This window comes from Kaistia sp. SLG-1 (assembly GCF_059699055.1).
This window is the reverse complement of sequence record NZ_AP048544.1, coordinates 1390346-1411982: the sequence shown is the minus strand read 5'-3', so window position 1 is coordinate 1411982 and position 21637 is coordinate 1390346. Positions and strand designations below refer to the sequence as shown.

At 67.8% G+C, this 21637-nt stretch carries 19 protein-coding genes; 14 read left to right on the top strand and 5 right to left on the bottom strand.

What is annotated here, in order from left to right:
- Positions 1 to 91 precede the first annotated feature (91 nt).
- The 9 genes from thiM to AC6HZP_RS06210 all read left to right on the top strand — a co-directional run bounded on the left by thiM (position 92) and on the right by AC6HZP_RS06210 (position 8580).
- Complete coding sequence (gene thiM, locus AC6HZP_RS06250) at positions 92 to 877, top strand: hydroxyethylthiazole kinase (protein ID WP_497525837.1); 786 nt, start codon at positions 92 to 94, stop codon at positions 875 to 877.
- Positions 878 to 893: 16 nt separating this feature from the next.
- A complete protein-coding gene (locus AC6HZP_RS06245) occupies positions 894 to 1727 on the top strand; it encodes an ABC transporter permease (protein ID WP_497525836.1) in 834 nt (277 codons plus the stop codon).
- A gap of 54 nt (positions 1728 to 1781) precedes the next feature.
- Complete coding sequence (locus AC6HZP_RS06240; RefSeq protein ID WP_497525835.1) at positions 1782 to 2747, top strand: ABC transporter substrate-binding protein; 966 nt, start codon at positions 1782 to 1784, stop codon at positions 2745 to 2747.
- A gap of 23 nt (positions 2748 to 2770) precedes the next feature.
- On the top strand, positions 2771 to 3475 hold the full coding sequence (locus tag AC6HZP_RS06235; RefSeq protein ID WP_497525834.1) for an ABC transporter ATP-binding protein: 705 nt from the start codon (positions 2771 to 2773) through the stop codon (positions 3473 to 3475).
- Between the two features lie 36 nt (positions 3476 to 3511).
- On the top strand, positions 3512 to 4861 hold the full coding sequence (locus AC6HZP_RS06230) for an LLM class flavin-dependent oxidoreductase (RefSeq protein WP_497525833.1): 1350 nt from the start codon (positions 3512 to 3514) through the stop codon (positions 4859 to 4861).
- Positions 4862 to 5082: 221 nt separating this feature from the next.
- Complete coding sequence (locus tag AC6HZP_RS06225; protein ID WP_497525832.1) at positions 5083 to 5922, top strand: MetQ/NlpA family ABC transporter substrate-binding protein; 840 nt, start codon at positions 5083 to 5085, stop codon at positions 5920 to 5922.
- Between the two features lie 103 nt (positions 5923 to 6025).
- A complete protein-coding gene (locus AC6HZP_RS06220) occupies positions 6026 to 7120 on the top strand; it encodes a methionine ABC transporter ATP-binding protein (RefSeq protein WP_497525831.1) in 1095 nt (364 codons plus the stop codon).
- Positions 7101 to 7754: a methionine ABC transporter permease gene (locus AC6HZP_RS06215; protein ID WP_201402765.1), complete on the top strand. Its 654-nt coding sequence runs from the start codon at positions 7101 to 7103 to the stop codon at positions 7752 to 7754. The genes AC6HZP_RS06220 and AC6HZP_RS06215 overlap by 20 nt, the downstream gene beginning before the upstream one ends.
- An 82-nt stretch (positions 7755 to 7836) precedes the next feature.
- Positions 7837 to 8580, top strand: a complete 744-nt coding sequence (locus tag AC6HZP_RS06210) for an SDR family oxidoreductase (RefSeq protein ID WP_497525830.1) — start codon at positions 7837 to 7839, stop codon at positions 8578 to 8580.
- 41 nt (positions 8581 to 8621) lie between these two features.
- On the opposite strand, the gene AC6HZP_RS06205 is transcribed toward AC6HZP_RS06210, so the two are convergent.
- The 3 genes from AC6HZP_RS06205 to AC6HZP_RS06195 form a co-directional block, all read right to left on the bottom strand.
- Positions 8622 to 10121, bottom strand: coding sequence for a GMC family oxidoreductase (locus AC6HZP_RS06205; RefSeq protein WP_497525829.1), 1500 nt, complete (start codon positions 10119 to 10121; stop codon positions 8622 to 8624).
- A 26-nt stretch (positions 10122 to 10147) separates the two neighbouring features.
- Positions 10148 to 10966 carry an SDR family NAD(P)-dependent oxidoreductase gene (locus AC6HZP_RS06200; RefSeq protein ID WP_497525828.1) on the bottom strand — a complete coding sequence of 273 codons (819 nt, stop codon included), beginning with the start codon at positions 10964 to 10966 and terminating at the stop codon, positions 10148 to 10150.
- Between the two features lie 141 nt (positions 10967 to 11107).
- Positions 11108 to 12214, bottom strand: a complete 1107-nt coding sequence (locus AC6HZP_RS06195; RefSeq protein ID WP_497525827.1) for a M14-type cytosolic carboxypeptidase — start codon at positions 12212 to 12214, stop codon at positions 11108 to 11110.
- A gap of 406 nt (positions 12215 to 12620) precedes the next feature.
- On the opposite strand from AC6HZP_RS06195, the gene AC6HZP_RS06190 reads away from it, so the two are divergent.
- From AC6HZP_RS06190 to AC6HZP_RS06170, 5 genes are read left to right on the top strand one after another with little or no spacing between them, the layout of a single operon-like run.
- Complete coding sequence (locus AC6HZP_RS06190; RefSeq protein WP_497525826.1) at positions 12621 to 14123, top strand: ABC transporter substrate-binding protein; 1503 nt, start codon at positions 12621 to 12623, stop codon at positions 14121 to 14123.
- Positions 14124 to 14144: 21 nt separating this feature from the next.
- Positions 14145 to 15071: an ABC transporter permease gene (locus AC6HZP_RS06185; protein WP_497525825.1), complete on the top strand. Its 927-nt coding sequence runs from the start codon at positions 14145 to 14147 to the stop codon at positions 15069 to 15071.
- A 1-nt stretch (position 15072) separates the two neighbouring features.
- Positions 15073 to 15954, top strand: a complete 882-nt coding sequence (locus tag AC6HZP_RS06180; protein ID WP_201402758.1) for an ABC transporter permease — start codon at positions 15073 to 15075, stop codon at positions 15952 to 15954.
- Entirely contained in the window at positions 15951 to 17630 is a 1680-nt protein-coding gene (locus tag AC6HZP_RS06175) for a dipeptide ABC transporter ATP-binding protein (protein ID WP_497525824.1), read from the top strand. The genes AC6HZP_RS06180 and AC6HZP_RS06175 overlap by 4 nt, the downstream gene beginning before the upstream one ends.
- Positions 17630 to 18823 carry an aminomethyl transferase family protein gene (locus tag AC6HZP_RS06170; RefSeq protein WP_497525823.1) on the top strand — a complete coding sequence of 398 codons (1194 nt, stop codon included), beginning with the start codon at positions 17630 to 17632 and terminating at the stop codon, positions 18821 to 18823. Before AC6HZP_RS06175 ends, AC6HZP_RS06170 begins: the two co-directional genes overlap by 1 nt.
- 22 nt (positions 18824 to 18845) lie before the next feature.
- Here AC6HZP_RS06170 and AC6HZP_RS06165 read toward each other — a convergent pair whose 3' ends face one another.
- The gene (locus AC6HZP_RS06165) at positions 18846 to 19682 is read right to left on the bottom strand and encodes an IclR family transcriptional regulator (protein WP_497525822.1); all 837 of its coding nucleotides are present in this window, start codon (positions 19680 to 19682) and stop codon (positions 18846 to 18848) included.
- Positions 19683 to 19881: 199 nt separating this feature from the next.
- Positions 19882 to 21477 carry a phytoene desaturase family protein gene (locus AC6HZP_RS06160; RefSeq protein ID WP_497525821.1) on the bottom strand — a complete coding sequence of 532 codons (1596 nt, stop codon included), beginning with the start codon at positions 21475 to 21477 and terminating at the stop codon, positions 19882 to 19884.
- Positions 21478 to 21637: the final 160 nt, after the last annotated feature.

Here is a 21637-nt window from a genome sequence, read left to right as displayed (position 1 = left end):
CTTCCCGAGGAGCCCGCGTCGACAGCGGCTTCCGGAGAACCCATCGCGCCTCCCGAGCCCATCGTCGGAGGCCTGCTCGAGATCGAGAACCATGACCTCCCAGACCTGGCCCGCCCCCGCCATCGCATCCGACCTGCGCGCCGTCCGCGCCGCTTCGCCGCTGGTCTTCGGCCTCACCAACTACATTGCCGCGCCCCTCAGCGCGAACGTGCTGCTCGCGGTCGGCGCGTCGCCCGCCATCGGCGGCATGCCCTCGGCGGCCGAGCATTTCGCCGGCATCGCGCAGGGCGTCTGGATCAACCTGGCCGCGCTGGTGGCCGACGATCCGGCAATCCTGCTGGCAGTCGCAAAGGCCGCCTCGGCCAAGCAGACGCCCTGGGTGCTCGATCCGGTGACGGTCGGCGCCGGCGCGACCGCGAATGACCGCCTCGCCGCCGAGCTGGTGGCGCTGCGCCCCGGCGTCGTGCGCGGCAATGCCAGCGAGGTGATCGCGCTCGCGGGTGGCGAGGGTGGCACCAAGGGCGTCGATTCGACCGCCAGCCCGGAAGAAGCGATTCCCTTCGCGCAGAGCCTCGCGAAGAAGACCGGCGGCATCGTCGCCGTCAGTGGCCCGACCGACTACATCACCGATGGCGAAACCGTCGTCTCGGTGCCGGGCGGCCATGTCAATCTCACCCGCGTGACCGGCACGGGATGCAGTCTTGGAGCCCTAGTGGCAGCGTTTGCGGGGGTTGTGCCGGACCGGCTTCAGGCAGCAGTATCCGCCCATGCGGTTCTCGCCGTGGCCGCCGAGCGGGCCGCGGCGATCGCGCCGGGAACCGGCTCGTTCTCGGTCGCGCTGCTGGATCAGTTGTCGCTGCTCGATCCCGCGGCCTGAGACGATTACCGAACCCATGAGCGCCGAGACCGAGACGTTGCGGCAGGCCGGCTTTGCCGGGCCTTCGCCGCGCGGACGCAGAGCCAGCCTTGCTAGGGGCCTCCTGCTCCCCTGGCTCAGCCCGATCGCCATCCTGCTGGTCTGGTGGTTCGTGTCGGCCATCGGCCTCGTGGGACCGAAGGCGCTTCCCTCGCCGGCGCAGGTCGTCGCCGCCGGCTGGGAACTGACGCTGAACGGCAAGCTGCCGCAGGCGCTTGCCGCCAGCCTCGCCCGGGTGCTGGCCGGCACCCTGCTCGGCGTCGCGCTCGGCCTCGCCGCCGGGCTGCTCGCCGGTTACTACCGGGTCGCCCAGATCGCGGTCGACAAGCCGTTGCAGATGCTGCGCGCCGTGCCGTTCAACGCGCTAGTGCCGCTCTTCATCGTCGCCTTCGGCATCGGCGAATGGATGAAGGTGTCGCTGATCGCCGTCGGCGTGCTGGTGCCGATCTACCTGAACACCTTCGCCGGTGTCCGCAATGTCGACAGCAAGCTGGTCGAGGTCGGGCTGGTCTACCGGGTGCCGAGGCGCCTGATCGCCACCAAGATCCTGTTCCTCGGCGCGCTGCCCTCGATCCTGACCGGCCTGCGCTTCTCGCTCGCCATCGCCTGGATCGCGCTCGTCACCAGCGAGACCGTCAACGCCAATGCCGGCATCGGCTTCATTCTGGCGCAGGCGCAACGCTTCGTGCGCACCGACCAGGTATTCCTCTGCATCGTCATCTACGCGCTGCTCGGCATCCTCACGGACTATCTGGTCCGCCTGCTGGAAGGCCGGCTCCTCGCCTGGCGCAACAGCTATGACGGGCGCTGATCGCGATCGACTGTCCAACTTCTCCTCCCTGCCTCCCCTCCCTCCAAGGACGACATGATGTTCCATTCGAATTTCAGCCTCCGCCGCACGGCCGTCGCGGCCTCGCTCGGGCTGCTCTTCTCCGGCGGCGTGGCGCTCGCCGAGGACGCGGTGACGTTTCGCGCGGCGTTTTTGCCGACCGCCAACTACCTGACGACCATCCGCACCACGGGCATCCTCGAGAAGGAACTCGCCAAGGTCGGCGCCAAGGCCGAGTTCATCGGCCCGCTCGATCCGTTCTCGGCCTACAACGCCGTCACCTCCGGCAGCGCCGACGCCTCGTCGACGGGCACGGGCTATTTCGTCAACCTCTCGGCGCAGAACAGCGACTGGGTCGCGTTCGCGCTGGAGAAGTATTCGGGCAACAGTCAGGGCGTCGTCGCGGCGCCGGGCTCCGGCGTCACCTCTCTCAAGGACCTCTATGGCAAGAAGGTCGGCATCGATAACCCCGGCGCGACCGGCGACTATGTCCTCAACCTCGCCTTCAAGGAAGCCGGGCTGGACATCTCGAAGGTCGAGAAGGTCACGCTGGACACGTCGAGCTTCGCCAGCGCCTTCGCCAGCGGCCAGGTCGCCGCGATCTCGAGCTACGACCAGAACTTCGCCAACGCCGTCGCGACGGAAGGCTCCAAGGTGCTGGTGACCGCCGACCAGCTGCCGACCGCCAACTGGTCGATCCACATCGTCAGCCGCGAATTCGCCGAGAAGCACCATGAGGCGCTGAAGGCCGTCTATGACGGACTGGTCGAGGAGGCCGCACGCGCCCACGCCAACCCGGCGTTGATCCCCGACGCCTATCGCGAGTTCGGCGCCTCGGAAGAGCTCGCCAAGGTGGTCGCCGGCTTCGACACGCCGAAGATCCTGCCGCTCGACGCTGCCGCCGTCGCCGATCTGAACCGCCTCGGCCAGCAATATGTCGAGTTCGGCTTCATCGAGAAGGCGCCCGACATCGCCAACTACGTCGTCGACCTGTCGAAGTAGTCTGATTACCGAAAGTCCCTGCCGTGCCCGAAATCAGGCTTGAGCGCATCTCGAAGACCTTCGACGATGTGCCAGTTCTCGATCGCGTCGATCTCGTCATCCCGAAGGGCGAGTTCATCGCCATCGTCGGCCGCTCGGGCTCGGGCAAATCGACCTTGCTGCGCATCATCGCCGGACTGGAGCAGGCCTCGTCGGGCAAGCTCCAGTCCACCGACCGGCTCGCCGTCGCCTTCCAGGAGGCGCGGCTGATGCCGTGGCTGAAGGTGGCGGAGAATGTCGGCTTCGGACTGCCGGCGAAGGACCGGGCGCGCATCGTCGCCGACGCGCTCGGCGAGGTCGGCCTCGCCGGCAAGGCCGCCTCTTGGCCCCTCACCCTTTCCGGCGGCCAGGCGCAACGGGTCTCGCTGGCGCGCGCCCTCGTCCGCCAGCCCGAGGTGCTGCTGCTCGACGAGCCATTCGGCGCACTCGATGCGCTGACCAAGCTCGAAATGCAGAACCTCGTCGGCACGCTCTGGCGCGCCCATGGCTGGACCGTCGTCATGGTCACGCATGACGTCGCCGAAGCGGTCCGGCTCGCCGACCGCGTCATCGTGCTCGACGGCGGCCGGATCTCCGAGACCGTCGCGATCCCCGGCCGCGGTCCGCGCAGTCCGGAGGATGGCCATCTCGCCGCCCTCGAAGCCCAGTTGCTGCGCCATCTCGGCGTGCCGCTCCCGGCCCATTCGTAAAATACCTCCCTGCCCCTGCTCTCCCCCGGAATCATCATGCCCCGTACCCGCCCCGGACAGATCCATCTCGCCGCCTTCATGAACGCCGGCCCCGGCGGCGTCGGCTCGTGGCGCCATCCGGATGCGGAATCCGGCTGGTTCTCGCCGGCCTTCTACCAGAAGGTCGGCCGCATCCTCGAAGCGGCGCGGTTCGACTTCGTCTTCTTCGCCGACAGCCTCGGCATCCCGAGAAGCTTCGGCAATAGCATCGAGAACCACGTGCATTACGGCGTCGGCACGCCGAGGCTGGACCCGATCCCCGTCATCGCGCAGATCGCGGCGGCGACCGAGCATCTCGGCGTCGGCGCGACGCTCTCGACCGGCTATCAGCAGCCCTTCAACGCCGCGCGCACCTTCTCCTCGCTCGACCATCTGACCAGCGGCCGCGCCGGCTGGAACGTCGTCACCTCGTTCCAGGACGCGGAGGCGCTCAATTTCGGCAATGAGAAGCTGCCCGGGCGAACCGAGCGCTATCAGCGCGCCGACGAGTTCCTCGAAGTCACGGCCAAGCTCTGGGACAGCTGGCAGGACGGCGCGCTGAAGCTCGACAAGGCGAGCGGCGATTTCGCCGATCCGGCCAAGGTCGCCTCGATCGATCACCAGGGCCGGCATTTCCAGGTGCAGGGCCCGCTCAGCCTGCCGCGCTCGCCGCAAGGCTATCCCGTCATCATCCAGGCCGGCTCGTCGCCGGACGGCCGCGACTTCGCCGCGCGCTGGGCCGACGTGATCTTCTGCAGCCACGCCTCTATCGATTCCGCCATCGCCTTCTTTGCCGACGTGAAGTCGCTGGCGGTGAAATACGGCCGCGATCCCGACCACATCAAGATCCTGCCGGCGGTGACGCCGATCGTCGGCGCGACCGAGGAAGAGGCCGAGGCGCGGAAGCGCGAGTTCGAGGAGCTGGTGCCGGCCGAGGCCGGCCTCGCCCGCCTCTCCTACCATATCGACGTCGACCTCTCGCAGTTCGACCTCGACAAGCCGCTGCCGCCGCTCGACGTCAAGGGCGTCTATGGCCACTACCGCGAGGTGCTGGAGGTCGCGACGCGCGAGAAGCTCACCGTCCGGCAATTGGGCAAATGGTATGGCGCCCGCACCGAGGGGGATCTCGTCGGCACGCCGACCGTGATCGCCGACCGGATGGAGGAGTGGTTCGACCGCCATGCGGCGGACGGCTTCATGATCGTGCCTGCCCATGTGCCGGCGGCCTTCGAGCAGTTCGCCGAGCACGTCGTGCCGGAATTGCAGCGGCGCGGGCTGTTCCGCGAGCAGTATGAAGGGGCGACATTGCGCGAAAACCTCGGCGTGCCCCGGCCCGAAGCGGGCGCGTGGAAATCCCGGCTTCGGTAGATCGGGGCGCGTCGCCGGCTTCTCGACTGGAGAAGCCGGAAGCGCGGGTCGAGACATTTAATTCCGCTGCACCGCACACCGGCATGCCGGCTTTTCCCGCGCGGCAGGAATGGAGGCAACCCGATCCCTCGAAAAAGCACGGTCGACTGGTGAGAATTTAGGCATCCGCGATTGCAGGCCAAACGGCGGCGGATCGCCCGACCCTCGCAAGGAGACCCAAGATGAAGTTCAGCCTCAAAGCCGCACCGGCCACGCGCCGCACCCTGCTCGGCGCGCTCGCCGTCGCGCTCTCGCTCGGCAGCGTCTCGTTCGCTCCGTCCGCTGCCAAGGCCGCCGAGGAGAAGGCGATCAAGGTCGGCATCATCGGCGGCGAGGACGAGGATCTCTGGCGGATCGTCGTCGAGGAAGGCAAGAAGCACGGTCTCGCCATCGAGACGGTCGTGTTCTCCGATTACACCCAGCCGAACGAGGCGCTGGAGCGCGGCGAGATCGACGCCAACGCCTTCCAGCACAAGCCCTATCTCGACAACCAGATCAAGACGCAGGGCTATCACATCACCCCGGTCGGCTACACCGCCGTCTGGCCGATCGGCCTCTACTCGCGCAAGTTCAAGTCGGTCGGCGACATCGCCGAGGGCGCCGTGATCGGCGTGCCGAACGATCCGTCGAACGAGGGCCGCGCGCTGCGCGTGCTGCAGGCCGAGGGCCTGATCAAGCTGAAGGACGGCACCGGCATTCTCGCCACCGCCGCCGACATCGTCGAAAATCCGAAGAAGCTCGAGATCAAGGAACTCGACGCCGGCATCGTCGGCCGCTCGATCGACGATCTCGACGCCGCCGTGGTCAACACCGACTGGGCGCTGAAGTCCGGCCTGAAGCCGGAGACCGACCGGATCGCGCAGGAATCGGCGAAGGACAATCCCTACAACAACTTCATCGCCGTGAAGAACGACCGCAAGGACGAAGCCTGGGTCAAGGATCTCGTCGCCTCCTACCAGAACGACCGCGTCAAGGACGGCATCGTGACCATCTACAAGGGCACCGGCCAGGCTGCCTGGTAAGCACCGGACAAGCGGGGCGGCGCGCCGATCCGGCAGCGCCGCCCCGCTTGCATTCCGGCCTTCCCGACCCAGCCTTGCCCGCAAGGATCCGAGCTTCGAGCCCTTGAACAAACCGTTCCCCACCCTCGGCGCGCATGCGCCTCTCGACGACGTCGCCGCCGCGACGCCCCCCGTCGTCCGCCTCCGCCATGTCCGCCGCCGCTTCGGCGGCGTCGCCGCGCTCGACGACATTTCGCTCGCCGTCCAGCCGGGCGAGATCCTCGGCATCATCGGACGAAGCGGCGCCGGCAAGTCGACGCTGATCCGCAGCATCAACGGCCTCGAAAAGGTCGATGACGGCACCGTCGAATTCGACGGGCAGGACATCACCCGGCTCAGCGAGACGGCCCTGCAGCCGGTTCGCCGGCGCATCGGCATGATCTTCCAGCATTTCAACCTGCTCTCGGCGAAGACCGTCGCCGACAATATCGGCTTCCCGCTCAAGATCGCTGGCGAGACCCGCGCCGCGCGTCAGGCCCGCGTCGCCGAGCTCCTGGAGCTGACCGGCCTCCGCGACAAGGCAAACGCCTATCCGGCCCAGCTTTCCGGCGGCCAGAAGCAGCGCGTCGGCATCGCCCGTGCGCTCGCCGCCAAGCCGCTTCTCCTGCTCTCCGACGAGGCGACCTCGGCACTCGATCCGGAGACGACCCATTCGATCCTGGAGCTCCTGCGCGAGATCAACCGCCGCCTCGGCCTGACGATCGTTCTCATCACCCACGAGATGGAAGTGATCCGCGCGATCGCCGACCGGGTCATCGTGCTCGACCACGGTAAGATCGTCGAGGAAGGCGCCGTCGCGGAGGTTTTCGCCGCGCCGCGCTCGGAGACGACGAAGAGCCTGCTCCGCAGCCTGCGTCCGAGCCTCCCCGCCCATATCGCCGCCCAGATCGACCTTTCCGGCGGCGCCGAGATCGTGCTTCGGCTCGACGTCGCGGGCGAGGCGGCGCGCCGTCCGCTGCTCGCCGAGGCGGCGGCCGAGCTCGGGCTGCTGCCGCGCCTCCTGCATGGCGGCATCGACCATGTCCGCGACCAGCCGCTGGGCACGCTGTTCGTCGCCGTGCCCCTGATCGGCCCCGGCGACCGCGACCGCATCCTCCACCATTTCGACGGCAAGGTCTCCGGACTGGAAGTGCTCGGCTATGTCACCGATCCTGCTTAATCTCCTGCTTCGCTCGATCGTCGAAACCGTGATCATGACCGCGGCTTCGGGGCTGATCTCGCTCGTCATCGGCCTGCCGCTCGGCATCATCCTGATCGCCACCGACAAGGGCGGCCTGTTCGAAAGCCGGCCCGTCAACCTCGTACTCGGCGGCCTCGTCAACGCCTTCCGCTCGATCCCCTTCATCATCCTGCTGGTGGCGCTGATCCCGCTCACGCGCCTGATCGTCGGCACCTCGATCGGCACCACGGCGGCCATCGTGCCGCTGTCGATCGCCGCCATCCCCTACTACGCGCGGATGGCGGCGGTCTCGCTGCGCGAGGTCGACCGCGGCCTGATCGAGGCGGCCCGTTCGATCGGGGCGAGCCGCTGGACGATCATCCGCGAGGTCATCGTGCCGGAATCGCTGCCGGGCCTGACCGCCGGCTTCACGGTGACGCTGGTGACACTGATCGGCGCCTCGGCCATGGCTGGCGCCGTCGGCGCCGGCGGCCTCGGCGATCTCGCGATCCGCTACGGCTACCAGCGCTTCGAGACCGGCGTGATGGTCGCGGTCGTCGCCGTGCTGATCGTGCTCGTCTGCGGCATGCAGTGGGTCGGCGACCTCGTCACCCGCCGCGTCGACCACCGCTGATTTTCCGGTCGTCGCCCGACGCCCTTGCTCTTCCGCCCGTTCCTTCGCTATCAGCGACGTTCATCTGGAAGGACGAAAGAGCATGAACAGCCTGGTTGGAAAAGTCGCCTGGATCACCGGCGCCGGCAGCGGGATCGGACAGGCGGTCGCGACCGCGCTGGCGGGAGCCGGCTGCACCGTCGTCCTGACCGGACGGCGGCAGGAAGCCCTTGAGCAGACGGCGAAGCTGATCGCCGAGAATGGTGGCACGAGCCTCGCCCGTTCCGGCGACCTGACGCAGCCGGAGACGGCCGGCGCGATCGTCGCCGAGATCGAGGAACGCTTCGGGCGGCTCGACCTCCTCGTCAACAATGCCGGCGGCAACATCGTCGAGCGCGCCTGGAAGGACCTGACGCCGGCTAGCATCGACACGCTGATCCACAGCAATCTGTCGGCAGCGTTCTATTGCGCCAGCGCCGCGATGCACCCGATGCGCAAGGCGCAACAGGGGCAGCTGATCCATGTCGCGTCCTGGGCCGGCAAGTTCATCCACCCCGTCAGCGGCCCCGTCTACACGGCGGCGAAGCATGCGGTGGTGGCGATGAGCCAGAGCATCAACATGGAAGAATACAAGAACGGCATCCGCTCGACGGTCATCCTGCCGGCGGAAGTGGCGACGCCGATCCTCGACAAGCGGCCGGTGCCGCCGTCGGCGCAGGAGCGGGCCGAGATGCTGCAGCCGGCGGACCTCGCGTCGCTCGCCCTCTTCATCGCCACGCAGCCGGATTCGGTCTGCCTGAACGAGGTCGTCATCAGCGCCCGGCTGAACAAGTTCTACGAGCGCTAGGATCTTTCGAGGGCCGGCCCCGACGGGCCGGCCCTTTCCGATCAGGCGAGCGAGCGCGCGATCAGCGTGGCGGCGCGGTGGCCGATCATCATGCAGGTCGGCGCGATGTTGACGCTGACCATGGTCGGCATGATCGAGGCGTCGGCGACGCGGAGGCCCTGCACGCCGAGGACGCGGAGTTCCGGATCGACCACAACCAGCGGGTCGTTCCGATCGCCCATCTTGCAGGTGCCGCCGGGATGATAGCCGGTCGTCACCGTCTCGCGCACGAAATTGGCGATCGCCTCGTCGTCCCGGCAATTCGCGCCGGGCGCGAGTTCCTCGCCCACCCAGCCGGCCATGGCCGGCGTCGCGAAGAGCCGTCGCGCGGCTTTGACGCCGCCCAGCATAATGCGCATGTCGTAGCCGTCGGGATCGCTGAAATAGGCGGGATCGACGGTGAGATGCTGGGAAGGATCCGGCGACGCGAGCCGCACGCTGCCCTCGCTCTTCGCGCGGTTGACGGTGAAATAGGCGGCAAAGCCGAAAGGCGCGGACGGGTAGCCGGCCGGCGCCGTCTGCTGCTCGAACAGCTCCGGGCCGAGCTGGATCTCGATGTCGGGCCAGGGCGCGTCCGGCTCGACCCGCTCGAACAGCACGCCGGCATAGTTCCAGAGATCGTCCTGCGGCAGGCTCCGCGTCGCCGCGATGTTCACGCAGGCCGCCGGATGGTCGAGCAGATGGCGCCCGACGCCGGGAAGATCCTGCCGCACCTCGATGCCGAATTGCTGGAGCTGCGCCGCCTCGCCGATGCCGGAATGCATCAGGAGCTTCGGCGTCTCCAGCGCACCGGCCGAGAGCACGACCTCGCGCCGCGCCCGGATGACGCCACGGCTGGTCTCGACGCCCACCACCCGGTTGTCAGCGCCGAAGACGAGGCGCGTCACCGCCGTCTCGGTGAGGACGGTGAGGTTCGAAGGCAAAGACGACGGCGGCTGCAGGAACACCACGGAGGTCGACTGCCGGTTCGCGCCGGACTTGCTCATCCGGTACTCGCCCATGCCGGCGTCGAATGGCTCGCTGAAATCGATGCGCGGGAAGCCCGACTGCTCGGCCGCGTCGAACAGGACGCGGCGGAAATCGCCATGGGTCGCGTGCGTCTCGATGCGGATCTTCGCCTCGAGCGCCTCGAAATGCTGGAAGACCGTCTCGGCGTCCCAGCCGGAAGCACCGGCCGCGACCCAGTCGTCGAAATCGGTCGCAGGCGGGCGGAACCAGATGCAGGTGTTCTGCGAGGTCGATCCGCCCAGCACGCGGCTGATCGGATAGCTGAAGCGTCCGTTGCCGCGCGCCGGTGGCACGATCGGGATCCGCGTCCCGAGCGGGCCGGCGGGCACCTCGCGGTAGCGCCGGAAATCGAGCACTTCCTCGCGCCCCGCGTCGCTCGGCCCGATCTCGAGCAGGGCGATGCTGGCGCTCGTCTGGTCGGCGAGCGTCCGGGCGAGCACGGCGCCGGCGCCACCGCCACCGACCACGACGATATCGAATTCGAGATTATCCATTCCAGCCTGTCTCATTTCTTGTCCGCTCAGGCCGAGCGCTCACGACGCCGGCGCTCGAACACCTCGCGCCGCACATCGTCGAAATCGGTCGGCTGGCCGGTGCTGGCCGTCAGCCCGCCATCGGCGACGAGCGAGGCGCCGGTGATGAAGGACGCCTGGTCCGAGGCGAGGAACAGGATGGCCTCGGCGAGTTCCTCCGCCGTCCCCATCCGGCCGATCGCGCAGGCCTGGTCATAGGCCTCGAAAGCCTCGGGCGGCAGCGTCGCCAGCATCCGCTTCGAGGCGACCGGGCCCGGGCAGATCGCGTTGACGCGGATGCCGTTCAGCCCCTCTTCCCAGGCCAGCGACTGCGTCAGCGAGAGGATGCTGGCCTTGGCCGAGTTGTAGGCGGCCCAGCCGGGATCGCCGCGCAGGCCGGAGATCGAGGCCATGTTGACGATGCTACCGCCGGTCCGCCGCATCACCGGCAGCACTTCCTGGCAGGCGACGAGCGTACTGCGGACGTTCAGCCGGTAGAGGCGATCCCAGACGGCGAGATCGATATCGGCGACGAGGCCGGCCGCGCTGCCGCCGGCGACATTGATCAGCACGTCAACGCGACCCACCTGATCCATCGCGGCCTTGAGGGCGGCGCGGAACTGGTCTTCGTCCAGCACGTCGGCCTCGATCGCCTGCACGCGGGCGCCCGAAGCGGCCAGCTCGTCCGCCAGGTCGCGCGCGACATCCGCCTTGACGTCGAGCGCGAAAACGATGGCGCCCTCGGCCGCCAGCTGGCGCACGCAGGCGGCCCCCATGCCATCCGCGCCGCCGGAAACGATGGCGACCTTGTCCTGGAACCGAGCCATGTTCCGCTCCTTCTTGAATTGAATGCGCCGGATTCGGCGTCCGGAGAGGCTCCGGACCGGCGGCGACAAATGCAGATTATTCCGAATACCGCAACTGACTTCCAGAATATGCAACAAACACGAAGCGCTCTCCCGCCGCGACTAGAGCCCCAGCGGCGTGGCGGCCGCCGCCCGGCCGAGCGCTAAAGAATGCTCAGGAGTCCATATTCCGGAAGCCCCCGATGCGTCGCGATAGGCGCCGATCGGCAATTCCAGCGTCATGGCCGTCGCCCCGAAGCGGCGCTCGACCGCCGGCGCGCACATACCGGCGAGGAGATCGGGGCTCGGCGGCTCGGGCCACGGATAGCGCCGGCCGAAGGCGACATCGCCGGAGCGCCCGGCGAGGCCGCGCTCGAACCGTTCCCGCCGTCGGGAGAGCGGCTCCGCGGTCCCGAGCCACGCATCCAGAACATCGAGATAGACATAGCCGATCTCGAAATCGGTATGGACATCGAGCAGGACGTCGACGCCGATCCCGTCCATCGCCTGCAGCAAGGTAGCGACTTCCGGGCACGGATCCCCCTGCCCGCCCCAATGGCGGTTGGGATCCTGGCCTTGCGGATTGGCGCGGAGATGCCCGCGCCGCATGCCGCCGGGATTGGCGACCGGGACGACGTGAAATCGCCGCCCCGCGGGAAGGCGATCCGCTTCCAGCAGGGCCTCGACGAGGCCCTCGGCGAACCAGAGCGCCGGATGCTCGTTGCCGTGCTGGCCGCAGACGACCCAGACCTGCCGCGCGGCAGGGTCGGGGTCGCCGATCACCAGCCGCGTCGCCCGCCCCGACCGTTCGTCCTCGGACACGACCTCACTGAGGCGGCTCGCGCCCACGCGCTGCCCCATTCGTGTCAGACGATCCAGCCCGAAGGGCGGGAACAGGGCGTAGGTGACCTCGCGCCCCGGCGCGACATGCGGAAAGGAGAGTTGGGCGTCAAAATAGCGGGCGCGGATCGGCCGCCAGGTCTCGCCGGCGGGCTGGGCCCAGACGACGGCGTCGTCCCAGCCGCGCGGATAGCTCGACCGGGCGGCATTGACGATGCAGATGCGCCGGACGGATGCGGCGGAGACGCAAAAATGGAACCATTGAAACGCCCCGATCCCGGGATCGGCCTCGATCTCGATGTCGAGGGTTTCCCCGTCGAAGAAAGCGGCCAACCGGCCGTTGCCGGATGCCGGGACGGGCAGCAGATCCGCGAAGGCCTCGATCGTCATGCCGCTTTCCGAGCGCTCCCCACGATATCCAGGCCGCGAAAACTACAGGCGGACGCGCCTGGCGGCGACGGAAATCCTTGGCCAAATGAGCATTTGGTCGGATTTGCCACGTCAACCGCCAAGCGGAGCAATTCCGTTTTGGGGCGGCGTGTGGTTGAGGACGGATTGGCTTAACAGCGGGCGCCATCCGATCGTATCAATATGAAAGACAGTATTCCAAATAGTGAGATTACTGGCTAGCATCGGGATGCGGGAGATACGCCGGCAAAGCGCCGGCAACGATCCCATCGATGCTGCACCGAGAGATCACGCCAGTCGCGCGGCCAGGGTCGCGAGCTTATTAGGGGGTTGCATGCACGGGAAAGACGTTCTCCGGATCTCTCGCCGCCGGTTGATGACGGGCGCCATGGCCGCTTTGGCCGCCGCGCCCCTCTCCGCGGTCATTCCGGTCCCGAAGGCCTGGGCGCAGACCAAGACGCTCCGGATCGCGGCAGGCGAGGCGGACAACGCCACCGGCACGCTCGACCCCGCGAAGAGCAGCATCGATCCGGATGCCGCCCGCACTAGCCTCGTGCTTGAGCGCCTCGTGGTGCTGGACGAAACCTTCGCCGCCGTCCCGCAGCTCGCCAAGTCCTGGGAATCGAACGCCACCGGTGACGAGTGGACGTTCAAGCTGCACGAGGGCGTCAAGTTCCACGACGGCGAGCCGCTGACTGCCAAGCATGTGATCTACAGCTTCAAGCGCCTGCTCGATCCGAAGACCGCCTCGCCGGCCGCCGCCGCGCTGGCGACGATCGATCCCGCCGCGATCACCGCGCCCGACGATCTCACCGTTCGCTTCAAGCTCAAGAAGCCGACCGTCGAGTTCCCCGAGCTCATCGCCAACCGCTTCACCTACATCCTGCGCGAGGGCCAGCCGGAATCCGAGCTCCGCACGGCGGCGATCGGCACGGGTCCGTTCAAGGTCCAGCACTTCGTTCCCGGCGAGGACGTCAGCACCTACGTCAAGAACGAGAACTACTGGCGTCCGGGCCTGCCCAAGGTGGACGTCGTCGAGCTCCGCTCGATCCCCGAGGAATCCGCCCGCATCGCGGCGATCGAATCCGGCCAGATCGACCTCGTCTGGGATCTCGGCCGCGCCGGCGTCGCCGGGCTGCAACAGAACCCCGACGTCAAGGTGGTGCGCACCCGCGCTCCCTTCGTGCTGACGCTGAGCACCCGGACCGACACGCCGCCCTTCGACGATGTCCGCGTCCGCCAGGCGATGAAATATGTCGTCAACCGCGAGCAGATGCTGCAGCTGGTGCTCCGCGGCTACGGCAATATCGGCGACGACAATCCGGTGGCGCCGTGGGTCAAGTATGGCCTCGAGGCCAAGCCCCGCGAGCGGGACGTAGAGAAGGCCAAGGCCCTGCTCGCCGAAGCCGGCCATCCGGACGGCATCGACATCGAGCTGTTCACCTCCGAGACGGTGCCTGGCTTCATCGAGATGGCGACGCTCTACCAGGCCATGGCGTCCGAGGCCGGCATTCGCGTCAAGCTGAACAAGGCGCCCGCGAACGATTACTGGAACGCGGTGTGGCTGAAGCAGCCCTTCATCTGCTCGTCGTGGTCGGGCCGCGGCGCCGACGACGCCCTCGCGGCGCCGTATCTGTCGACCTCGGAGTGGAACGAGACGCACTGGAAGCGTCCCGAATTCGATGCCTTCATCGAGAAGGCGCGCGCGGCGACGGACGTGGCCGAGCGCACCAAGCTCTACCAGCAGGCCCAGCAATTGCTGCGCGACGACGGCGGCGCCATCATCTCGATGTTCCCGGACGCGCTTTCGGCGACGCGCGCCAACGTCACCGGCTGGAAGTCGCATCCGCAGCAGTCCACCAAGGACTTCTCCCAGGTCGAGATCGGCTGACCCTTGTCGATATCGAGGACAGTGCTGACACGGATCGGGATGGCTTTGATCAGCCTTCTCGCCGTGTCGGCGATCAACTTCTGGCTGGTCGAGATGCTGCCCGGCGACGCCGCCGCGCGCATTCTCGGCCGCAATGCGACGCCCGAGACCCTGGCGCTGCTGCGCGACCAGCTTCACCTGCATTTGTCCGCCCCCGAGCGCTACTGGCAGTGGCTGTCGAGCCTCCTGCGCGGCGACTTCGGCACCTCGATCGCCGCCGACCGGCCGGTACTCGGCTACATCGCGTCGCGCGTCGCCAACACGGCGATCTTGTCGGGCTTCGCGCTGCTTCTCTACATCCCGATCTCCATCACGCTTGGCGTGATCACGGCGATCAACCGGGGCCGGATGGCGGACCATCTCATTTCGGGCATGGTGCTCGTCTTCATGTGCCTGCCGGAGTTCGTCATCGGGCTGCTGCTGATCTCGGTCTTCGCCATCAAGCTTTCCTGGCTGCCGCCGCTCGCGCTGATCGGCCAGGCGAAGAGCTTCGGCGAGCTGCTGCAGCTGATCGCCCTGCCGACGATCACGCTCGTCGCCGCGATGTCCGCCTATGCGGTTCGCATGATGCGCGAGAGCCTCATCGAAGTGCTCGATTCCAGCTATGTCCTGATGGCGCGGCTGAAGGGCATGCCCGCCTGGCGCGTGCTGCTCTTCCACGCCCTGCCCAACGCGCTCGGCCCCGCGATCAACATCACCGCCCTCAACGTCGCCTGGATGATCGGCGGCGTCGTGGTCGTCGAGGCCGTGTTCGAATTCCCCGGCATCGGCCGGCTGATGGTGGATTCGATCGGCCACAAGGACATTCCCGTCATCCTCGCCATCAGCATGATCATGACCGGCGCCTATATCGCGACCAACCTCGTCGCCGATCTCCTCATCATCCTGTTCAATCCGAAGCTCCGATAACATGACCCTTTCCGAAGCCAGCATCGGGTCATGGCGGCGAGGCATTCGCCGCGCGACGCGCGGCCTGTCGGCGAGCGGCTGGGTGGGTGCTGCCATCATCCTCGTCTATATCGGCGTGGCGCTGACCGGCCCGCTCTGGGCGCCCTATGGCGCCGCCGCGATCCTGACCGGAAATCCCTTCGAAGGCGGCTCGCTGCAGCACCTCTTCGGCACCGACAATCTCGGCCGCGACGTCTTCAGCCGGGTCGTGCTCGGCACACGCTCCGTGCTGACCATGACCTTCGCCGCGACCTTCCTGGCGCTCGCGATCGGCGGCCTCATCGGCATCGTGCTCGGCTATATCCGGGGCTGGATCGACGAACTCGGCATGCGGATCATCGACATCCTGATCAGCATCCCGACGCTGGTGCTGGCGCTGCTCATCATCAGCGCCCTCGGCAACAGCCTGTGGCTGGTCGTGCTGACCGTCGCGTTCCTGTTCGTGCCGCGCGTCGCCCGCGTCGCGCGGGCGGCGACGCTCAACGTCTCGACCCACGATTATGTCGCGGCGGCGCGGGCGCGCGGCGAGACCACACTCAGCATCTGCCTGCACGAGATCCTGCCCAACATCCTCGGCGTGCTGCTGGTGGAATTCGCGATCCGCTCCGCCTTCGCCATCATCTTCATCGGCTCGCTCGGCTTCCTCGGCTTTGGCGCGCCGCCGCCGACGCCGGAATGGGGCCTGATGATCAACGAGGCGCGCGCCAACGCCACCAATTCGCTGTGGCCGGTCCTGGCGCCGGCGGCCGTCATGGCGGTCCTCATCATCGGTATCAACCTCTTCGCGGATGGGCTGTCGCGGCGGCTCGACCATCCCGGCCATCGCACATCGGGGGCGAAGTGACCGCTTCACCGCAACCCGTCGCGCAGCTGAAGAACCTCTCCGTCGACTATTTCGGCGGGGACGGCTGGACGCGCGCCGTCGACGACGTCTCGCTCGAAATCGCCAGCGGCGAGGCCCTCGGCCTTGCCGGCGAGTCGGGCAGCGGCAAGACCACCGTCGCCTACTGCCTGATGGGCGAAAAGCGCGGCGCGAGCCGGATCGGCGGCGGCCAGGTGTTGTTTCGCGGCCGCGACGTCTTCGAATTGCCGCAGCCCGAGCTGCTCGCGCTGCGCGGACGCTCGATCGGCTTCGTGCCGCAGAACCCGATGGCGAGCCTGACGCCGTCGATGCGAGTCGGCCGCCAGATCGGCGAGATGCTGACCTACCATTCCGTCGCCGCGCCGCAGGGCGTTTCCGCGCGCGTCGTGGAGCTTCTGGAGCAGGTCGGCATCCCGCAGCCGGCCCAGGCCGCGCGCCGCTATCCGCACGAGCTATCGGGCGGCCAGCAGCAGCGCGTCGCCATCGCGATCGCCCTCGCCTGCCGGCCCGACCTGATCATCCTGGACGAGCCGACCACCGGGCTCGACGTGACGACGCAGAAGCGCATCCTCGAGCTCCTCGCGAACCTGAAGCGCGAGACCGGCGTCTCGATGCTCTATGTGAGCCATGACCTCGCCTCGCTGTCGCAGATCTGCGAGCGGGTCGCCGTCATGCAGAGAGGCAAGCTGGTCGAGGAAGCCGATGCCACGGCGCTGTTCGAACGTCCGGCGCACGACTATACGCGCCGGCTGATCGCGGCGATCCCGCGCATCGACGTGCCGCCGCCCAACCGACCCGCCACTCCCCCGGCCGAGACCGGCTCGGCGAAACCCCTGCTCGAAGTCGAGAACCTCTCGATCTGCTACGCCAACCGGCGCCTGCTCGGGCTCGGCAAATATCCGCCCGGCTCCGACACCGTGAAGGGCGTGAGCTTCAGCGTGGCGCGCGGCAGGACCTTCGCGCTGATCGGCGAGAGCGGCAGCGGCAAGTCGAGCATCGCCCGCGCGGTGGCGGGGCTGTCGCGCCCCCGCCTCGGCACCATCCGCTTCGGCGGCGCGCCGGTGGCGGCGCTGGCGCAGCGGCGGCCCGTGCTGCAGCGCCAGAAGATCCAGATCATCTTCCAGAACCCCGACAGCTCGCTCAATCCGCGCAAGACCGTGCGCAGCATCCTCGCGCGGCCGCTCCGGATGTTCGGCACGCTCGACGCCAAGGCGCGAGAGGCGCGCGTCGCCGAGTTGCTTGACGCGGTTCGGCTCGATCCCGCCTATGCGGATCGCCGTCCGCACCAGCTCTCCGGCGGCGAGCGACAGCGCGTCGCCATCGCCCGGGCGCTGGCGGCCGATCCGGATTTGATCATCTGCGACGAGATCCTCTCCGCCCTCGACGTCTCCGTGCAGGCCTCCATTCTGGAGCTTCTGGAGACGCTGCAGCGGGAGCGCGGCCTCACCTACCTGTTCATTTCGCACGACCTCGCGGTCGTCCGCTGGTTCGCCCAGGAGATCGGCGTGCTGAACGGCGGCGCCTTCTGCGAGATCGGCGACACGGAGACGACGCTCCGCGCGCCCTCCAGCCCCTATACAGCCCAATTGCTCAATGCCGTGCCGCGGATCGGCGCCGACCTTTCCGCGACCACGCCGCCGCCCCAACGGAGACCCTGATGGATATCGAGAGAAACAGGCCCTTCAAGCGCACAGAGTTCGCCTGCATAACCGGCGCGCCTCCCTATGCGCGCACCGGCATGCGGTCGCGGTCGGGCCTGAAGCGGACGGCCTTCTATCCGACGATCGGCGCCATCGCGACGGACTTCAAGCTGCACAACACCTATCTGAAGCCGGACCAGTTCACCGACGCGGTCGAGGAATACTGGGCCTGCCGGAAGGTGGCCGGGCTCTGGGACGTCACCGGCGAGGAGATCATCGAGATCGCCGGCCCGGATGCGCTGGCGCTGATGGACAGCCTCGTCCCGCGCGACCTGACGCGCATGAAGGACGGCCAGTGCTACTACGCCATCATGTGCTACGACTTCGGCGGCATCGTCGAGGACGCGGTGCTCGTCCGTTTCTCGGCCGAGAAGTTCTGGTGGATCGGCGGTCCCGGCAATTCCGAGTTCTGGATCTATGCCAACGCGCAGGGAAAGCGCGTGACGATCACCAGCCATCTCGACACGATCCACGTCGCCAGCATCCAGGGCCCGAAATCGCGCGAGATCCTGCAGAAGGTCACCGCCGCCGATCTCTCCGCGCTTCCCTTCTACTGGTCGGTGGAGACGGAAGTCTGCGGCGCGCCGGTCGTCATTTCCCGCACCGGCTACACGGCGGAGCTCGGCTACGACATCTACGTCCCCGTCGAGCACGGTGCGAAGTTCTTCGCCGATCTCTGGGACCATAGCCGTCCCGCCGGCGTAAAGCTCGCCGGCAGCCGCGCGCTGAACCTGCGCCGGATGGAGGCGTCGATCCTCAATTTCGGCCATGACTTCGACTGGCAGCACAACCCGGCCCAGGTCGGCCTCGGCTGGATGATCAGCGAGACGAAGGGCGACTACCGCGCCAGGGACCTGCTGATCCGCGCCAAGAAGGAGCAGCCGGCAACCCAGCTTGCCGGCCTGACCCTCACCGGGCCGGAAATCCCGATCGACGGCGATCGCGTGACGCTGGACGGACGCGATGTCGGCTATGTCACCTCCGCGTCGTACTCGCACGAACTCGGCCACCCCATCGCGATCGCCTTCCTGGAGACGCCGGCGACCCGGCACGGCACCGCGCTCCACGTGGTGGCGGAGGATCGCAGGCTCGACGCGACCGTCGTGCCGATGCCGTTCTTCGATCCCGAACGGAAGCTCTCGAAGGTCTAATTCCCCGCCTGCCGCGGCCGCCCTACTCGGCGGCCGCCTTGCGGCGCGGTTTTGCTGTGGCGGATTTGGCGGCCGGCTTAGCCGGCGCCGGCTCCGTCTCGCCGAGCGAGGGCGTCGGGCCGAAACCGAGATCGGCCTCGATGCGGCGGGCGGCGGTCAGCACGGCCGCGATCGTCGCGTCGAGATCGCGCAACTGCATGCGCTCCTCCGGGCCCGCGACGCCGATCGCGCCGAGCGGCTCGCCGGAGGGGCTGCGGATCGCGGCGGAGAAGCCGAGCACGCCGGGGCGATATTCGCCCCGCGTCTCGGAATAGCCGCGCTGCCGGATCAGTTCGAGATCGGCGCGGAGCTGCGCCGGCGTGCGCACCGTGTTCTCCGTGAACGGCTTCAGATCGCTGCTGACACGGCGGATTGTCTCGTCCGGCAGATAGGCGAGGATCGCCTTGCCGGTGGAGGAGCAATAGGCCGGCGCGCGGTCGCCGACATTGACATAGGTGCGCACGGCATGGATGCCGTCGACCTTGTCGAGATAGAGGACGCCCTCGCCGTCGAAGACGGAGAGATGGGTGGTTTCCTCGGTCACTTCGGCGAGCTCGCGCAGATGGCGGACGGCATAAGTCCGAAGATCCAGCCGCGAATAGACGCGAACGCCGAGTTCCCAGAGCCGGAGCGTCGCCCGGTAGGTCCTGGCGTCGACATCGCGCCCGACATAGCCGCACTCTTCGAGCGTGCGCAGCAGGCGATGGACGTTGCTCTTGCTCATGCCGCATTCGGCGGCGAGGTCGGTCAGCGTGCGGCTGCCCGGGCTGCGCGCCAGCGCTTCCAGCACCTTGAAGCCTTTGACGACCGTCGTTTCCATGCCAGCCTCCCCACATCGACATCGGTCAACCGGAGCGTCTCTCCCGATTCGCCGCCGGAAATCCCATCCGTCCTGTCGAAAGGCTGTAGCGCGCCCGGCGCGAAATTCCAATATGTGAAACGCGCCTCCATTTAGCGGGCGCGCGTTTCCGCGCCGCTAAACCTGCGATTGTCGGCTTCTATCGGGCGCACCGTCCCCTTTAGCCGGCTTTTCGCCCCAGCCGCTTCAGTACGACGCGGGCGGCGTTGTAGCCCGGAATGCCGGTGACGCCGCCGCCCGGATGGTTGGAAGCGCTGGAGAGATAGAGGTCGCGCACAGGCGTGGAGTGATCGGAGAAGCGCGGCGCCGGGCGGCGGAAGAAGAGCTGGCTCAGCGTCAGATCGGCGTGGTGCGGATTGCCGCCGGGCAGGCCGAAAGCCGCCTCGTAGTCAGCCGCCAGCATCACCTGCTTGTGCAGATAGGCGCCCGACCAACCGGGCGCGAAGATCCGGATCGTCTCCAGGACGCGCTGCAGGACGGCTTCCTTGGTGTCCTCGCCCTGATCGGCGCCGGGGCCGGTCGGAATGTGGCCGCCATAGATGCTCATCAGGTGATGACCCGCCGGGGCGAGGCTCGGATCCACCACGCTCGGCGCCTGAACGGTGAGATAGGGCCGGCGCGACGGCACGCCGGCCTGCAGATCCGCGAAGGCCTGCTCGAGATAGGCGACGCTCGGCGCGATCGTAACCTGGGAAGGATCTCCCGGGCCGAAGCCGGAGGCCTCGATCCCGTCCCATTTCGGCAGCTCCGTCACGGCGAGATGCACCTTGAAGGCGGTCGCCCGGCCACCGAAGCTGCGGATGCCGCCGAGGAATTCGTCCGACAGCGCCGCCTCGTCGACGAGGTTCAGGAAGGTGTGCCGGGCCGACGCGTTGGAGACGACCAGCCGGGCGCGGATCTCCTCGCCATTCGCCAGCACCACGCCCTCGGCCTTGCCGTTGCGGACGAGGATGCGGGCGACTTCGGCGTCAACCCGCGTCTCCATGCCGAAGCGGGCGCCCGAGCGCGCGATCGCGTCGCTGACCGTGCCCATCCCGCCCCGCACGAGGCCGGTGCCGCCGGCTGCGGTATTGTTGTCGCGCAGATAGCCGCGCAGCAGGAAATAGGCCGTACCTTCGGTATGGAAGCCGACGCTCTGGCCGGAGCCGCCGGCCGGGTAGTAACCCAGGATGGCCTTGACCGCGTCGGACTCGAACCAGCGGCTCAGATAGTCGTAGGCGCTCATGGTGAGCAGGTCCGCCACCTCGTGGAAGCGGCCGACCAGCCCCTTGTTGCGCCAGGCGAACAGGGCGGCATCGCGGAGATTGCCGACCGTGAGCCGGCTCGGATCGAACGGGATCTCCCACATCAATTGCCGGAAGACCGGCCCGAGCCGCGCCAGATGGGCGATGTATTCGGGATAGGCGGCGGCGTCCTTTTGCGAGAAGCGCGCGAACTGCTTCACCAGGCGATCGGTCTCGCGCCAGAGCACGACCGGACCGACGCCCTCGATCGGCTGGACGATCGGCGGGGTCGCCAGGACTTCGTAGCCGAATTTCTGCAATTCGAGATCGAGGATCACGCGCGGCTGCAGCAGGCCCAGCATGTGCGCGGCGGTGCTGACCTTGTAGCCCGGCCAGACTTCCTCGGTCACGCAGGCGCCGCCGACCTGTCCGCGCCGCTCGAGCACGCAGACCTTCAATCCGGCCTTGGCCAGATAGGCACCGCAGACGAGACCGTTATGGCCCGCCCCGACGATGACGACGTCATACTTCATTCCGGCTTTCTCAACTCGATGGTCGTCCCGTCACATCCTCGCGTCGCAGCGCTCGCATCGCGCCGCGGGGAAATCCCGCGCGCCTGGCGCTGATATCGATGCAGGATAGACGTTCCAAATAATGATACTCTATTGCGTATGTTGACACCTCTGGCGATCC

Excerpts from the sequence above, each read along its gene's own strand:
- thiM (WP_497525837.1), top strand. The coding sequence starts at position 92 with ATGACCTCCCAGACCTGGCCCGCCCCCGCCATCGCATCCGACCTGCGC.
- AC6HZP_RS06245 (WP_497525836.1), top strand. The coding sequence starts at position 894 with ATGAGCGCCGAGACCGAGACGTTGCGGCAGGCCGGCTTTGCCGGGCCT.
- AC6HZP_RS06240 (WP_497525835.1), top strand. The coding sequence starts at position 1,782 with ATGATGTTCCATTCGAATTTCAGCCTCCGCCGCACGGCCGTCGCGGCC.
- AC6HZP_RS06230 (WP_497525833.1), top strand. The coding sequence starts at position 3,512 with ATGCCCCGTACCCGCCCCGGACAGATCCATCTCGCCGCCTTCATGAAC.
- AC6HZP_RS06225 (WP_497525832.1), top strand. The coding sequence starts at position 5,083 with ATGAAGTTCAGCCTCAAAGCCGCACCGGCCACGCGCCGCACCCTGCTC.
- AC6HZP_RS06215 (WP_201402765.1), top strand. The coding sequence starts at position 7,101 with ATGTCACCGATCCTGCTTAATCTCCTGCTTCGCTCGATCGTCGAAACC.
- AC6HZP_RS06210 (WP_497525830.1), top strand. The coding sequence starts at position 7,837 with ATGAACAGCCTGGTTGGAAAAGTCGCCTGGATCACCGGCGCCGGCAGC.
- AC6HZP_RS06205 (WP_497525829.1), bottom strand. The coding sequence starts at position 10,121 with ATGGATAATCTCGAATTCGATATCGTCGTGGTCGGTGGCGGTGGCGCC.
- AC6HZP_RS06200 (WP_497525828.1), bottom strand. The coding sequence starts at position 10,966 with ATGGCTCGGTTCCAGGACAAGGTCGCCATCGTTTCCGGCGGCGCGGAT.
- AC6HZP_RS06195 (WP_497525827.1), bottom strand. The coding sequence starts at position 12,214 with ATGACGATCGAGGCCTTCGCGGATCTGCTGCCCGTCCCGGCATCCGGC.
- AC6HZP_RS06190 (WP_497525826.1), top strand. The coding sequence starts at position 12,621 with ATGGCCGCTTTGGCCGCCGCGCCCCTCTCCGCGGTCATTCCGGTCCCG.
- AC6HZP_RS06180 (WP_201402758.1), top strand. The coding sequence starts at position 15,073 with ATGACCCTTTCCGAAGCCAGCATCGGGTCATGGCGGCGAGGCATTCGC.
- AC6HZP_RS06170 (WP_497525823.1), top strand. The coding sequence starts at position 17,630 with ATGGATATCGAGAGAAACAGGCCCTTCAAGCGCACAGAGTTCGCCTGC.
- AC6HZP_RS06165 (WP_497525822.1), bottom strand. The coding sequence starts at position 19,682 with ATGGAAACGACGGTCGTCAAAGGCTTCAAGGTGCTGGAAGCGCTGGCG.
- AC6HZP_RS06160 (WP_497525821.1), bottom strand. The coding sequence starts at position 21,477 with ATGAAGTATGACGTCGTCATCGTCGGGGCGGGCCATAACGGTCTCGTC.